The 14,744-nt window shown below is 61.8% G+C and carries 14 protein-coding genes, 1 tRNA gene and 1 pseudogene; 10 read left to right on the top strand and 6 right to left on the bottom strand.

What is annotated here, in order from left to right:
• Position 1: 1 nt before the first annotated feature.
• Genes NX773_RS22285 through NX773_RS22275 form a run of 3 tightly spaced genes read right to left on the bottom strand, consistent with a single transcriptional unit; the run spans position 2 to position 2,204 of the window.
• Positions 2–988 carry a hypothetical protein gene (locus NX773_RS22285; protein ID WP_258858432.1) on the bottom strand — a complete coding sequence of 329 codons (987 nt, stop codon included), beginning with the start codon at positions 986–988 and terminating at the stop codon, positions 2–4.
• On the bottom strand, positions 985–1,839 hold the full coding sequence (locus tag NX773_RS22280; protein WP_258858431.1) for an ABC transporter ATP-binding protein: 855 nt from the start codon (positions 1,837–1,839) through the stop codon (positions 985–987). Before NX773_RS22280 ends, NX773_RS22285 begins: the two co-directional genes overlap by 4 nt.
• Positions 1,836–2,204 (bottom strand): GntR family transcriptional regulator, encoded by a 369-nt coding sequence (locus NX773_RS22275; RefSeq protein WP_258858430.1) that lies wholly within the window; start codon positions 2,202–2,204, stop codon positions 1,836–1,838. Before NX773_RS22275 ends, NX773_RS22280 begins: the two co-directional genes overlap by 4 nt.
• A gap of 192 nt (positions 2,205–2,396) precedes the next feature.
• Here NX773_RS22275 and NX773_RS22270 point away from each other — a divergent pair, with 192 nt between their 5' ends.
• Positions 2,397–4,598 (top strand): NHL domain-containing protein, encoded by a 2,202-nt coding sequence (locus NX773_RS22270; protein ID WP_258858429.1) that lies wholly within the window; start codon positions 2,397–2,399, stop codon positions 4,596–4,598.
• 10 nt (positions 4,599–4,608) lie between these two features.
• On the opposite strand, the gene NX773_RS22265 is transcribed toward NX773_RS22270, so the two are convergent.
• The 3 genes from NX773_RS22265 to NX773_RS22255 are packed head-to-tail and all read right to left on the bottom strand — an operon-like array spanning position 4,609 to position 6,533.
• Positions 4,609–5,364 carry a UDP-2,3-diacylglucosamine diphosphatase gene (locus NX773_RS22265; RefSeq protein WP_258858428.1) on the bottom strand — a complete coding sequence of 252 codons (756 nt, stop codon included), beginning with the start codon at positions 5,362–5,364 and terminating at the stop codon, positions 4,609–4,611.
• Between the two features lie 34 nt (positions 5,365–5,398).
• Positions 5,399–5,890, bottom strand: coding sequence for a peptidylprolyl isomerase (locus tag NX773_RS22260; RefSeq protein ID WP_258858427.1), 492 nt, complete (start codon positions 5,888–5,890; stop codon positions 5,399–5,401).
• A 37-nt stretch (positions 5,891–5,927) separates the two neighbouring features.
• Entirely contained in the window at positions 5,928–6,533 is a 606-nt protein-coding gene (locus NX773_RS22255) for a peptidylprolyl isomerase (RefSeq protein WP_258858426.1), read from the bottom strand.
• Between the two features lie 263 nt (positions 6,534–6,796).
• On the opposite strand from NX773_RS22255, the gene cysS reads away from it, so the two are divergent.
• The 9 genes and pseudogenes from cysS to NX773_RS22210 all read left to right on the top strand — a co-directional run.
• Complete coding sequence (gene cysS, locus NX773_RS22250) at positions 6,797–8,194, top strand: cysteine--tRNA ligase (protein ID WP_258858425.1); 1,398 nt, start codon at positions 6,797–6,799, stop codon at positions 8,192–8,194.
• A complete protein-coding gene (locus tag NX773_RS22245; RefSeq protein WP_258858424.1) occupies positions 8,194–8,850 on the top strand; it encodes a DNA-3-methyladenine glycosylase family protein in 657 nt (218 codons plus the stop codon). Before cysS ends, NX773_RS22245 begins: the two co-directional genes overlap by 1 nt.
• A 193-nt stretch (positions 8,851–9,043) precedes the next feature.
• Positions 9,044–10,021, top strand: coding sequence for an acetyl-CoA carboxylase carboxyltransferase subunit alpha (locus NX773_RS22240; RefSeq protein ID WP_258858423.1), 978 nt, complete (start codon positions 9,044–9,046; stop codon positions 10,019–10,021).
• Entirely contained in the window at positions 10,018–11,445 is a 1,428-nt protein-coding gene (gene tilS, locus NX773_RS22235) for a tRNA lysidine(34) synthetase TilS (RefSeq protein ID WP_258858422.1), read from the top strand. The genes NX773_RS22240 and tilS overlap by 4 nt, the downstream gene beginning before the upstream one ends.
• A 122-nt stretch (positions 11,446–11,567) precedes the next feature.
• Positions 11,568–12,815, top strand: a complete 1,248-nt coding sequence (locus tag NX773_RS22230) for an aspartate kinase (RefSeq protein WP_258858421.1) — start codon at positions 11,568–11,570, stop codon at positions 12,813–12,815.
• A 94-nt stretch (positions 12,816–12,909) separates the two neighbouring features.
• Positions 12,910–13,003 (top strand) — tRNA-Ser (locus tag NX773_RS22225).
• A 159-nt stretch (positions 13,004–13,162) separates the two neighbouring features.
• The gene (locus NX773_RS22220) at positions 13,163–13,492 is read left to right on the top strand and encodes an Arm DNA-binding domain-containing protein (RefSeq protein WP_258858420.1); all 330 of its coding nucleotides are present in this window, start codon (positions 13,163–13,165) and stop codon (positions 13,490–13,492) included.
• A gap of 651 nt (positions 13,493–14,143) precedes the next feature.
• Positions 14,144–14,458 (top strand): hypothetical protein, encoded by a 315-nt coding sequence (locus NX773_RS22215; RefSeq protein ID WP_258858419.1) that lies wholly within the window; start codon positions 14,144–14,146, stop codon positions 14,456–14,458.
• A 43-nt stretch (positions 14,459–14,501) separates the two neighbouring features.
• Positions 14,502–14,744 (top strand): annotated as a pseudogene (locus tag NX773_RS22210) (DDE-type integrase/transposase/recombinase); the annotation flags it as partial.

Genomic DNA, 14,744 nt, shown 5'->3' with positions numbered 1-14,744 from the left:
ATCAGCCCTCGTCGCGCCAGCGGCGCAGGCGGATCGCGCCGAAGATCATCGCCGCGCCTGCCGCGACACCGATCCATGCGTCGGCACCGGCCAGCGTTCCCCACGACTGCGCGACTACCGCGCCCAGGTCAAGACCCTTGTGGGTGGCGTTCAACATCAGCGACGGGTCGATGCCCTTGTAGCTGAACCAGATGCCCGGAACGATTCCGGTCAGCGCGCGCGCCACCACATCCTGCATGAACGCCATCAGCCCGGACATATCGCTGCCGGTGGTCTGGCTCAGCGTCAGGCTCACCCACTTGGCGATCACCAGCGCGACCAGCGGCGTGCCGACCGCCCACAGGAATACCTTGGAGCGCGCCCAGCCCGACACCAGCATCAGCCAGCCGATGGTGGGAGCCGCCCACAGCACATACACCGGAAGCAGGCTGACCAGTGCCAGCGGGGCAAGGTAGAGCTGCGGGCTGGCCAGCACGTCGCCGAACAGGTTCACGCCGTTCACGGCCAGCGCCGCGCAGGTCAGCACCACCATGAGCAAGGACACGGCGACCGCAAACGCCATCGTGATGACCGGCGTGACGATGGCCGCGGTCAGCACCTTGGACAGCACGGTCATCTCGTCGGAGGTCGGCAGCGACTTCCAGAACAGGATGCTGCGGTCGCGGCGCTCGTCGTACAGCGCGCCCAGGCAATAGAAGAATACGACGATGGCCAGCATCATGAACAGCGGGGCCGAGACGGCCAGGTAGCCGCTGGTGATGACGTTGATGACGTCGCTGCGCAGGTCAACCGGCAGCGCGCGGAACACCGTGGCCTGGTGGACCGGGTGGCCGTTGATCGTCATGTGCACGCCATGCTTGGCGAGCCCGAAGATCATGCTGCTGCCCATCGTGGCGAGCAAAATGCCCGCCACCACCAGCGGCGCCCAGAACATCGATCCCTTGTGCTCCCAGAATTCGCGGCGGAGCAGCCATTTCAGCGTATTCATGCGTAGGTTCCTTTCATCGTTGCCACGAACAGGTCGGCCAGGCTCGGGTTGCGCGTTTCGCCAAGCGTGGCGAGCTGGGTGCGCGAGACCCCATCGAACAACATGACCGGCTTGCCGAACACGGTGCGCGTGTCGATCGGGGCGAGGGCGTTTGCCGCGGTGACCTTGTCGGCCGCGACCATCACCTCGGTGTAACGCTCGCCAATCTCGTCCATCGAGGCCGACAGCACGATCTTGCCTTCGCGGATGAACATCAGGTCGGTAAGGATGTGCTCGATCTCCTCGACCTGGTGGGTGGTGATGACGATGGTCTTGTTCTCGTCGAAGTAATCCTCGAGCAGGTTCTGGTAGAACTGCTTGCGGTAGATGATGTCCAGGCCCAGCGTGGGCTCGTCCAGCACCAGCAGCTTGGCGTCGATCGCCATCACCAGCGCCAGGTGCAGCTGCACGATCATCCCCTTGGACATCTGCTTGACCTTCATCGAGGGGGTGAGCTTGGTGTTGGCGACATAGCGCTCGGCCTTGGCGCGGTCAAAGCGCGGGTGCACGCCAGCGACGAAATCGATCGCCTCGGAGACGCGCAGCCAGCGCGGCAAAATCGCCACGTCGGCGATAAAGCACACGTCCTGCATCAGCTGGTCGCGCTGGGTGCGCGGGTCCAGGCCGAGCACCGACAGCTCGCCCTCGAACGGGATCAGGCCCAGCGCGGCCTTGAGCGTGGTCGTCTTGCCCGAGCCGTTGGGACCGATCAGGCCCACGATGCGCCCGGCGGGAATATCGAAGCTGATGCCGTCGACGGCAACGCGCTTGCCGTAGCGCTTGGTCAGGCCTTTGGCGGAGAGGGCGCTCATGCCGCACCTCCGGCCTGGGTTTGCGCCAGCAGTGCGGCCGGGTCAATGCCCAGGCGGCGGATGCGTTCGAGCATGGCCGGCCATTCCTCGCGCATGAAGCGCTCGCGCTCGCTGGCCAGCAGTTTTTCGCTTGCACCTTCGGTAACGTACATGCCGATTCCCCTTCTTTTTTCCACGAGTTGTTCGTCGACGAGTTCTTGGTAAGCCTTGGATACGGTGATTGGGTTGAGCTGGTACTCGGCCGCGACCTGGCGCACCGAGGGCAGGGCATCGCCCGCCTTGAGTACGCCGTCGAGCATCATGCCGATCACGCGATCCTTGAGCTGGCGGTAAATGGGTGTGTTGTCGTTCCAGCCGACTGACATGGGCGGCCTCCTTGGTTGGTGAAACTTCGCGATGGACCACTTCTGGTGAAGTATTGAAGTGGTGTTGTAGTGAAGTATAACAGTGCGCACACCGATGTCAACATATAAATGAACAGATGTCGCTCAACATGGCACGGTGTTGAGCACGCTACGATTGCCCCCTCGTTTTTGCTCAACACGGATGGAGGCGAAATGCTTCGCGCAAGGTACGGGTTGTCCTTGGTAGCGCTCGTGGCAGCGGCGTTTGCGGGATGTGGTGGCGGGTCTGGTGGTACGGCGCCGCCGCCGCCACGGACGACGTTCTCGGTGGGCGGCACGGTCAGCGGCATGCGGACGGGCGACGCCGTGGTGCTCCAAAACGGCGCTGACACGATCAGCGTCCCCGCGAACGGCCGCTTTACGTTCCCGACCGTTCTCAACAACGGCGCGTCCTACGACGTCAGAGTACAGACACCGCCCGGGTATTCCTGCAGGGTCGCGAACAATGCGGGCACCATCGACGGCGCGGATGTGACCAAGGTTGGCGTTGACTGCTTCCCCTTCGTCCTGGCCGGCAAGCCAGCCATGATCCAGCAAGCAGGCGGGGGAGCGGTCGATGGGGCTGGTAACGCCTACGTGCTCGATATCGAAAATCACGTTGTGTTGAAGCTCGACGCAAGCGGGAAGGCGACGGTGCTCGCCGGTTCCCCTGGTTTGGCCGGCTACCGTGATGGAAAAGGAGGGGAAGCGCGCTTCCACTTCAGCGGGAGATCGATGCTTGCGCTGGATAGTTCGGGAAACCTGGGCATCGCTGACAGCTGCAATGCGGTGATTCGCAAAATGACGCCGGATGGGGTTGTGACAACGCTGTCCGGGGTGCCCACCAACCTGTGTAAAAACTACCAAAAAATTGGCGAGATGCCGCAAGTCGCGGACGGTGACGCAAAGACGGCGCGCTTCGGACAAATCTTTGCGCTGGCAAGCGACCGCGCAGGTGGATTTTACGTTGCCGACTTTGACTGGATCGTGGGCGTTCGACATGTCATGCCGAACGGACGGGTGGTCTCGGTGCGCTGGCCAATCACCGATTCGCAGACCGACACCCAATACCTCACCAGTCTGGTCGTCGACAGCAAGGGTGCCATCTGGTTTGGGGACGACAAGCGCAGGGTATGGAAATTCGTCCCTGGAGGGAAGCCGACCTACATCGCAGGAAAGTGGCACAACTCGTTGCCCGGCGTCGATCTCGCGGACGGCCAGGGAAGCGACGCCGATTTCAATGCGATCGACGCAATGACGGTGGATGCAGCGGATAACATCTACGTGGGCGATAGCGGGAGCGTGCGCAAGGTAACCCCTGCAGGGTACGTGTCGACGGTCGCAGGCTCGTACCTTCATATGGGCAGCGTGGACGGCGTCGGGAAGAGCGCGCAACTCGGCAGCGTCAAAGGGATCTCGACAGACGGGAACGGCACCTTCATGTTTACCGAATGGGGATCTACTACGCTGCGCAAAATGAGCGCTGACGGCAGCGTGTCGACCATCGAGGCGACTCTCTCGCGAGGCTACGTCGACGGGGTGGGGGACCGGGCACGTTTGAACTCGTCGGCGCAGCCAGCGGTGGACAGCGCAGGCAACGTTTACTTGACCGATCCCGTCCAGAATGTGGTCCGAAAAATGACCCCGGATGGAACGGTAAGCCTGTTTGCCGGCATGCCGGGTGTCAGGGGCGCCTTGGATGGCCCCTTGGCGAGTGCGACCTTCGATCGCCCTTCCGCGATTGCTGCCGGTCCGGGCGACGTCCTGTATCTGCTCGACGGCTTCAGCAGCCGGAGGCTAAGACGCATTGTCAATGGCGTCGTTTCGACGGTGGTCCCCCAAATAGGCTATGCATACATGTTCGACCTTGCGATAGACAGGGACGGCAACGTGGCAGTGTCGGGTGAGGCGGTATGGGGCATTACCCCGAGTGGAGAAGTCTCCCTGCTGGCTGACTATAGTATGCTCGCGAAATTGCTGGGGCCAGATGAAGCGCGGATGTTCACTCCGCAGGGGATCGCGTACGACGCAGCCGGCAACCTGTATATCTCCGACACGGGCACGGCGGCAATCTACAAGCTCAGCAAGGCGGGAGAAGCTAGCATCTTCGCCGGCACGCCAACAGTCGAGGGCGACGAGGACGGGCCGGTGGGCAAAGCCACCTTCGGTTATTACGGTGTTGACCAAATGACGATTGATGACAAGGGCAACCTTTACCTTAGTGGGCAAGGCAAACTTCGCAAGATCAGCCCTTCTGGTGTCGCGTCGACCCTCGACCTGGCATGGGGCAACCCTAACATCCATGGTCTCGTGTGGCGCAATGGGAAGCTGTACGGAATGACCAGATACGCTGCCCTGCAAATCTTCACGCCCTGAGGCGCCGACTTCAGCCCGTCAGGTCCTCGATACCATGACGGGCAATTTCGCCGTCCACCGAGAGCTCGATCCACCCGCCACGCGGCGATTCGGTATCGAGCTCCCAATCCGGCAGCACGTAGCGACGTTTGTCGCCCACCAGATGCAGGTTCGGGCGATGCGTGTGGCCGTGAATGATCACGTCGGCCGCAGTCTGCTCGAACAGGGCATCGACCGCTTCCGGCGTCACGTCCATGATCTCGTACGACTTGGTCGCGTGCGCCTCGCGGCTGCCTTCGCGCAGGCCGGCGATGATCTGCTTGCGCTGCGCCAGCGGCAGGGCCAGGAACTGCTGCTGCCAAGCGCTCTCGCGCACCTGCGCGCGAAACGCCATGTACTTGGTGTCGGCGGTGCACTGGGCGTCGCCGTGCACGAGCGCGATGCGCGTGCCGCCAACGGTGATGACGTGCGGCTCGGCCAGGATGGTCACGCCGGCGGCCTGCGCGAACTGCGCGCCGACGAGGAAATCGCGGTTGCCCGCAATCCAGAAGATTTCGACGCCACGGTCGGAAAGGGAGCGCAAGGCGTGCACCACGCGCTGGTGGAAGGGCGTGTCGAGGTCGTCGTCCCCCGCCCAGTATTCGAAGATGTCGCCCAGCAGGTAGAGCTGCCGGGCATGCACGGCGCGCTCGGCCAAAAAGCGGAAGAACGCTTCGGCCGTGCGCGGGTGCGATTCCTGCAGGTGCAGGTCGGAGATGAAAAGCGCGAGCGCCTGGCGTGCGCTCATACAGGCAATGCTCGCAACGGCGCGCGCTCCATCATCAGAGGACTTCGACCTTCTCGATGATCACGGCGTCCACCGGCACGTCCGAGTGCATGCCGCTGCGGCCGGTCTTGACGGTGTTGATTTGGTCCACCACGTCCTGGCCCTCGGTCACTTTGCCGAACACGGCGTAGCCCCAGCCGTCCTGGCCCGGGTAGTCGAGGAAGCTGTTGTTCTTGGTATTGATGAAGAACTGGGCCGATGCCGAATGCGGAGCCGAGGTACGGGCCATGGCGATCGTGTACTTGTCGTTCTTCAGGCCGTTCTTGGCTTCGTTCTCGACGGTCTGGTCGGCCGGCTTCTGGCGCATGGTCGGCTCGAAGCCGCCACCCTGGATCATGAAGTCCTTGATCACGCGGTGGAAGATGGTGTTGGTGAAGTGGCCGCTGTTCACGTAGTGGAGGAAGTTGGCGACCGTTTTCGGCGCCTTGGCTTCGTCCAGTTCGACGGTGATGTTGCCCTTGTTGGTGGTCATGCGTACGGTGGCCATGGATCGTCCTTTTTAGTTAATTGCAATTGCGAATTCGTTATTTTACCGCCTCGGACGACTTGATGACGCTCGCCGACTTGATGACCACCGGCGTCACCGGCACATTCTGCAGCCCGTGGATGTCGTCCACCACCACCTTGGCGATTTTGTCCACCACGTCCTGGCCCTTGACCACCTTGCCGAACACCGTGTAGCCGCCGTTACCCTTCGGCCCCGGATAGTCGAGCCCGCTGTTGTCGCCCACGTTGATGAAGAACTGCGAGGTGGCCGAATCCGGATGGTCCTCGCGCGCCATCGAGATCGTGTACGGCTGGTTGGACAGCCCGTTCTTCGATTCGTTGGGAATCGGCTTGTTGGTCGGCTTTTGCACCAGCTTGTCGGTCAGGCCGCCGCCCTGGATCATGAAGCCGTCGATCACGCGGTGGAACACGGTGCCCTTGTAAAATCCCGATTTGACGTAGCGAAGGAAGTTGTCCACCGTCTTGGGCGCCGCTTCGTGGTTCAGGTCGATTGCGATCTCGCCCATCGTGGTCTTGAGGGAAACTTCCGGCTCGGCCAGCGCGGCGCCGGCAACGGCCATGGCGGCCAGCGCCAAGGCGGCGCGGGCGAACAGGGAAGGGGCGTGGCGTTTCAGTTCTGGCATATTGGCTCTCGTGTCGTGGATGTGGCGCAAAGTGCTGTCAAGTCTTTTCCCGAAAAATAAACCTGAGCCAACTGCGGCCAGTCAGGTTTTTAAGAATGCTATACTCTGCGAACAACGTCCCATTCTATCAAAACAAGAACAAGGCAGAGGGACCTGACGATCTCGACGCAAGCTCAATCGTAGCCGGTGCGCGCCTTCGCGGCGGACGTGCCCGGGTGCCGTTCCGTCCATTGCGTCGCGTTCGTTAACAACCTCAAGACTTCATGAGCCAACTAAAAATCTACAACACGCTCGCGCGTGACAAGCAGGTCTTTGTCCCGATGGTTCCCGGCAAGGTCGGGATGTATGTATGCGGCATCACCGTGTACGATCTGTGCCACATCGGTCACGCGCGCATGATGGTGGTGTTCGATTATGTGTATCGCTGGCTCCGTGCCTCGGGCTACGAAGTCAAGTTCGTGCGCAATATCACCGACATCGACGACAAGATCATCAAGCGCGCTGTGGAAAATGGCGAAACGCTGTCGTCGCTGACCACCCGCATGATCAAGCAGATGGACCAGGACCTGGGCGCGCTGGGCGTGCTGCCGCCCACGGTGGCGCCGCGTGCGACCGAATACGTGCCGCAGATGCTCTCGATCATCGGCAAGCTGGAAGAAAACGGGCTGGCCTACAAGGGCGAGGACGGCGACGTCAACTACGCGGTGCGCGGCTTCCCCGGTTACGGCAAGCTGTCGGGCAAGTCGCTCGACGACCTGCGTGCCGGCGAGCGTGTGGACGTGAACACCGGCAAGCGCGACCCGCTCGACTTCGTGCTATGGAAATCGGCCAAGGAGTCCGAGCCGGCTGAAGCAAAATGGGACTCGAAATGGGGCATGGGCCGCCCGGGCTGGCATATCGAGTGCTCGGCGATGTCCTGCGCGCTGCTCGGCGAACAGTTCGACATCCACGGCGGCGGCATGGACCTGCAGTTCCCGCACCACGAGAACGAGATCGCGCAGTCCGAAGGCGCGTTCGGGCACCAGATGGTGAACTACTGGATCCACAACGGGTTCGTGCGGGTGGACAACGAGAAGATGTCCAAGTCGCTGAACAACTTCTTCACGATCCGCGACGTGCTCAAGGAGTATGACGGCGAGGTGATCCGCTTCTTCGTCGTGCGCGCACACTACCGCAGCCCGATCAACTATGCCGACAGCAACCTGGAAGACGCCAAGAACGCGCTGACCCGCCTGTACACGGCGCTGGCCGATATCGACCTTGGCCCGGATGCGCCGCAGGTGGACTGGAGCGAAGAACACGCGGTGCGCTTCCGCGAGGCGATGGACGACGACTTCAACACGCCGCTGGCGATTGCCGAGCTGTTCGAGCTGGCCACAAAGGTCAACAAGACAAAGTCGGCGGTTGATGCGCGCCAGCTCAAGGCGCTGGGCAATGTGCTCGGCCTGCTCGAGCGCGAACCGCAGCAATTCTTGCGCGCGCCGGTGGGCGACGCGGGCGCTCTGGACGAGGCCAGGATCGCCGAAGCCATCGAGGCCCGCAAGGCAGCCAAGAAGGCGCGCAACTTCGCCGAGGCCGACCGCATCCGCGCCGAACTGACCGCTGCCGGTATCGTGCTCGAAGACAAACCCGACGGCACGACGAACTGGCGTCGCGCATAATGGCACTGAACAAGGACAATGCGGGCGCCGCCCCGCAGCTGGACGTTCCCGCCTACTGGGTCCAGGCCAAGGCCGAGCTCATGAAGCGCGACCGCATCATGAACAAGCTGATCCCGCAGTTTGGCGACATGTACCTGCGCGGCCAGCCCGATCCGTTCACCACGTTGGCGCGTTCGGTGGTCGGCCAGCAGGTGACGACCAAGGCGGCGGACGCGGCGTGGACCAAGCTGCAAGCCACTTGTCCCAAGTTCACACCGGCCCAGGTGATCAAGCTGGGCGCCGTGCAGATCGCCGGCTGCGGCCTATCCAAGCGCAAGACCGAATACATCCTCGACCTGGCCGACAGTTTCAAGGCCAAACGCGTGCACAGCGACCTCTGGTCCGAGATGGACGACGAGGCCGTGATCGCCGAACTCGTGCAGATCCGCGGTATTACCCGCTGGACAGCCGAGATGTTTTTGATATTTAATCTGCTCCGGCCGAATGTGTTGCCGCTTGACGACCCCGGCCTGATCCAGGGCATCAGCCAGAACTACTTCTCGGGCGAGCCGGTCTCGCGCAGCGATGCGCGCGAAGTGTCGGCCAACTGGGAGCCGTGGCGTACTGTTGCCACATGGTATTTGTGGCGTAGCCTGGACCCGGTTCCGGTAGAATAGCGCCTGACACCGCCGCGAGGGGAAACGTTTATTGCTCCGCGGCCAAAGAATGATGGCCCCGTGCCCTCAGTTCCGTCGCCCCTGTGCAGGCGGGAACCCTCAGGCAGCGTGACAAGCGCGCTCAGCATGGGTTCCCGCCTGCGCGGGAACGACGTTGTGAGGCGGGCGGGGTAAGAAAACACCCGGAGGTACAATGACCAAAACAACTTTCCTCAGTTTCGAGCAACCGATCGCAGAACTCGACTCGAAAATTGAAGAGCTGCGTTTCGTGCAGGACGATTCCGCCGTCGACATCTCCGAAGAGATCGACCGCCTGGCCAAGAAAAGCCAGCAGCTGACCAAGGACATCTACGCCAAGCTCACCCCGTGGCAAGTGTCGCAGATCGCGCGCCACCCGCAGCGTCCCTACACCATGGACTACGTGAACGCGATCTTCACCGATTTCCACGAACTGCACGGCGACCGCACCTTTGCCGACGACCAGTCGATCATCGGCGGCCTGGCGCGCTTCAATGGCCAGGCCTGCATGGTCATCGGCCACCAAAAGGGCCGCGACACGAAAGAGCGCGCGATGCGCAACTTCGGCATGCCCAAGCCCGAAGGCTATCGCAAGGCCATGCGCCTGATGAAAGTGGCCGAGAAGTTCAACCTGCCGATCTTCACCTTTGTGGATACCCCGGGCGCATTCCCCGGCATCGACGCCGAAGAGCGCGGCCAGTCCGAAGCGATCGGCCACAATCTGTATGTGATGGCCGAACTGAAGGTGCCGCTGATCGCCACCATCATCGGCGAAGGCGGCTCGGGCGGCGCGCTGGCGATCGCCGTGGGCGACGCGGTGCTGATGCTGCAATACGCGACCTACTCGGTGATCTCGCCGGAAGGCTGCGCCTCGATCCTGTGGAAGACCTCGGAGCGTGCTTCCGACGCGGCCGACGCGCTGGGCCTGACCGCGCACCGCCTCAAGGCGATGGGCCTGATCGACAAGATCGTCAACGAACCGCTGGGCGGCGCGCACCGCGATCCGAAGCAGATGGCGCAGCTCCTGAAGCGCGCGCTGGCCGACACGCTGCGCCAGTTCCAAGGCATGAAAACCAAGGATCTGCTGGAAGCCCGTCACCAGAAGCTGATGAGCTACGGTAAATTCAAAGAGACGCTGCCGGCCGAAGAGTGAGCCGTCCGCACGCCGGGCCGGACCAGGCCCGGTCGATTCCCGCCAGGCTCGCACGCGCGCTCGACGCGCTGCGGGCCGAATTTTCTTCTCCCGCCATCGCCGTCGCCTTAAGCGGCGGGCTCGATTCCATGGTGCTGCTGCACCTGGCACACGCGTGGGCGCGCGAGTCTGGCATTCACCTGTTCGCCTTCCACGTCCACCACGGCCTGAGCCCGAACGCGGACCAGTGGCTGGCCCATTGCGAGCGCGAATGCGTACAGCTCGGCGCACGCTTTGACCATCGCCGGGTGGCGGTGGACAAGGGACGCTCCGGCGTCGAGCAGGCGGCGCGCAAGGCACGCTACGCGGCGCTGGGCCAGATGTGCACCGAGCACTGCGTGGGTCTGCTGCTGACCGCCCACCATCTGGACGACCAGGCCGAAACCGTGCTGCTGCAACTGCTGCGCGGCTCGGGACCGGCCGGCCTGTCCGGCATGGACGTGGCCAACCGGGCGCCGTCATTGCTCGGCACGGCCGACGTGGTGATGGCACGCCCGCTGCTTGGCCTCACCCGCTCTGAACTGGAGAACTGGGCGCGCGAGCACGCCCTCGGCTGGGTGGAGGACGAGTCGAACAGCGATCCGCGCTATGCCCGCAACGCGCTGCGCCACCAGGTCATGCCCGCACTGGCACAGGCATTCCCCGGTTTCCAGCAGCGGGTGGCCAGGAGCGCCGGGCACGCCCAGTCCGCCCAGCGGCTGCTCAACGCACTGGCCGCCCAGGACCTGGCCGCCTGTCTGGCCGGCGACGCGCTGTCGCTGCCGTGCCTGCGCAAGCTGAACGAAGACCGCGTTCACAACCTGCTGCGCTACTGGCTGGCCCAGCGCGGCATCAGGATGCCATCCACCTCGTGGCTGGAGCAGATGGCGGCCCAGGCGCTGGATGCGCGCGAGGATGCACAACTGCGCGTCACGCATCCCGAGTGCGAGATCCGGCGCCACCGTGACCACCTGTACATCACGCCGCGGCTGGCCACCCTTGCCGCCATGCGCGACCCGGACGACATCGGCGTCATCGACAGGGAAGGGCAGGCGTTCCGGTGGAATGGCGAAGCCGCGCTTGCGTTCCCGGACTACGGTGGCGTGCTGCACTTCGACTCCGCGCCCCAGGGTTTCGACCCGGCCTGGCTGCGCGCCCAACTGCTGCAAATCGACTTTCGCAAAGGCGGCGAGCGCCTGAAGCCGGCCGCCAACCGTCCCACGCGCAGCCTGAAGGCGCACTACCAGGCGCTCGGCGTGCCGGCCTGGGAGCGCGAACGCCTGCCACTGGTATTCGCCGGGTACGACCTGCTGTTCGCCGCCGGTATCGGCATGGACTGCCGTCATCTTGTCACCGAAGCAACGCCAGCCGTCGCTTTACGCTGGGAAAGCAAGCCATTCCTTTAAGGAATTAACATATTCTCAAAGGTTCTGAGAAATTTCGGTTTTCCCGACTTGTGATTTTGCGATGCAGCATGCTAGAGTAGTCGTTACCTTTGATTTTACTCAAGCGGAATAACCGAATCGCTATGGCTTTAATTGTTCACAAGTACGGCGGGACGTCGATGGGCTCGACGGAACGGATCAAGAACGTTGCAGCCCGTGTCGCCAAATGGCATGACGCAGGGCACAAGATTGTGGTGGTGCCGTCCGCAATGGCGGGCGAGACCAATCGCCTCATCGGACTGGCCAAGGAAATCATGCCGCAGCCGGACCCGCGTGAACTGGACATGATCGCCTCGACCGGCGAGCAAGTCTCGGTCGGCCTGCTGGCGATGGCGCTGCTGGCGCGCGGCAAGGACGCAGTCTCGTACACCGGCTGGCAGGTTGGCATCAAGACCGACTCGGCCTTCACCAAAGCGCGCATCCAGTCGATCGACGACAGCCGCGTCAAGGCTGATCTCGATGCCGGCAAGATCGTCATCATCACCGGCTTCCAGGGTGTGGACGAAGAGGGCAACATCTCGACGCTGGGCCGTGGCGGCTCGGACACGTCGGCCGTGGCGATCGCCGCTGCCCTCAAGGCTGACGAGTGCCTGATCTACACCGACGTGGATGGCGTGTACACGACCGACCCGCGTGTGGTGGAAGAGGCGCGCCGCCTGAACAAGATTACCTTCGAGGAAATGCTCGAGCTGGCCTCGCTGGGCTCGAAAGTTCTCCAGACCCGCTCGGTCGAATTTGCCGGCAACTACCACGTGCCCACGCGCGTGCTCTCGTCGCTGACCGATCCCCTGATGCCGCTGGAAGAAGAAGCGAATTCCGGCACCCTGATTTCGTTTGAGGAAGAAACCAACATGGAACAAGCCGTCATCTCCGGTATCGCTTTCCACCGCGATGAAGCCAAAATCACCGTCCTGGGCGTGCCGGACCGTCCGGGCGTCGCGTTCGGCATCCTGGGCCCGATCTCGGACGCGAACATCGAAGTGGACATGATCATCCAGAACCAGTCGGTGGAAGGCAAGACGGATTTCACGTTCACCGTCTCGCGCGGCGACTACGCCAAGGCGATGGCTGTGCTGGAGAGCGTGAAGGAGCAGCTGGGCGCGACCCGAATCCTGGGCGACGCCAAGGTGTCCAAGGTGTCGGCGGTGGGCGTGGGCATGCGCAGCCACGTGGGCGTGGCAACGCACATGTTCCAGACCCTGGCGGCCGAAGGCATCAACATCATGATGATCTCGACCTCGGAGATCAAGATCTCGGTGCTGATCGACGAGAAGTACATGGAGCTGGCAGTGCGCGCGCTGCACCGTGCCTTCGAACTGGACAAGGCTTAAAAAAGTTGAAAAAAAGTGGGGCGCGTTCCTTGACCAAATGAATCGTCCCCATTAATATGCGTGCTCTCGGTTCTGGAGTACCGGAGTCGAGACTGGAGGCGTGGCCGAGTGGCCGAAGGCACTTCCCTGCTAAGGAAGCATACGGGCTTAAACCTGTATCGTGGGTTCGAATCCCACCGCCTCCGCCAGAACATTGTTCTTGGTCATCCAGGAAACTCCGAAAAGCCGCTGTTCCCATAGGGACGGCGGTTTTTTTTCGTCCTATACTGTCCACCCCGCCTATCCGCTCGTTTTGGGGGCCTTTGTGGGGGCTTCCATCGGCCCCAACTACTTGTGAGGCCCCCAAAATGCCAAAGCAGGTTGTACCACTGACAGATGCGCGCCTTCGCAGCGCCAGACCGAAGGACAAACCCTACAAGCTCTTCGATCGCGGTGGACTGTACCTGGCCATTCAACCGAACGGGAGCAAGCTCTGGTGTATGAAGTATCGCCAGAGTAACGGCAAGGAAAACAAGCTCCACTTTGGAACTTACCCTTATGTTTCGCTTGCGCAAGCTCGACAACAACGGGACGAGGCAAGGAGCATCCTTGAACGGGGCGATGATCCCGGCCGCGTCAAAGCAAGCCAGTCACGCCTGGCACGGCTGGCGAGCGAAGGTGGGGACATCAACGATTAGCTCAGTCTTTTGCCTAGCTCGGCGGGCCTGCCGAGTGCGACTTCAGAAATAAATCGACATTTCCTGAGCGCTTCCAGAAATTCTGCCTTTAGCGAGTAACAGCACGTGCGCAGAGGTGCACGCGCTCAGCAGCAGACGGAAGAATTTATCTTGAAGGCATTGACGAGGGTCCCAACTGGGCGGTTGACTCCCCGTGGCGTTGCTGGTCTACTTGCCGCAACTGATGGTTGGGATATCACTCCAGCGAACTGCGATGACTGGCTGAATCCAGCAGCGGCGCCATCACCTTCCGAGCCCGCGTCAACAACTATAGCAAAGACATCAGCAACTTCAGATGGCACTTTGAGCCTAGGTTGCGGGACAGAAGGCGATTACTCGTTCGTTATTGATACTTCTTATAATTCCTTGTTTGTAGGCGGAGGTTTTGGGGGCTCGCCTTCGCCAGCAGAAATTGAGACCTGCAAGCGGCAGGTCTGTGATCAGGCCTACAATAACAACGTGCCGTACTGTAATTCGTTGCCGAAAGCTCAAGATCGAGCTGGCTGCCACGCGCTAAATATGGCGGCGTACAGCGGCTGCTTAGCGGATTGCGGCCGCTAATTCGGAGTTACTTATCGAAGTCCTGCACTGGTCGCTTAGAAAGGTATGTGTATGTTAAAAATCATGGACGTTTACGCCCAAGCCATGAAGGCTTGCGTTGAGGGACGCTATGGCGCAGCAGTGCAGGATTTCAAGTGGTTGCACGATCATGAGAACGATGACAGCCTCGAGTACAGGAAGATGCGCAGAGGATATGTTTTAACGAGCTGGATAGCTCTCGGGAAGTTTAGCTATCCTCCCGCATTAGACGCGTTGAAGGAAGTTCTACATGCGAAGCAGCTGAGGATTGATGCTGGCGAAGTGGACTCGGAACTGCTGCTCGACGTTGAAGAGATTAAGAATCGGCTATCCCAACTAGACTATTAATTCGTTTTGGGCCAACTGGCACTATATAGCCGTCATGGAAGGCTATAGTGAACTTGCGACAGCCTATTCTCGCCGCATCATGGAGCACCATTTGCACGCCAGCCTGCATACGGACGGGGTGTTAAAGGCGCTACACATGGCGTTGCAGCAGCGGACGACTGATCGCGCCTTGGTCCACCACTCAGACCGCGGTCTTCAATACTGCTCCGAGGCGTACCAGCGCATCCACCGCAGACATGGCGTTGCTTGCTCGATGACGGATGGCTACGATTGCTATCAAAATGCG

It is taken from the genome of Massilia solisilvae, assembly GCF_024753215.1.
In the GTDB taxonomy this organism is placed as follows: domain Bacteria; phylum Pseudomonadota; class Gammaproteobacteria; order Burkholderiales; family Burkholderiaceae_D; genus Telluria; species Telluria solisilvae.
The sequence above is the reverse complement of the archived record's forward strand: the minus strand, read 5'-3'. Positions and strand labels throughout refer to the sequence as shown.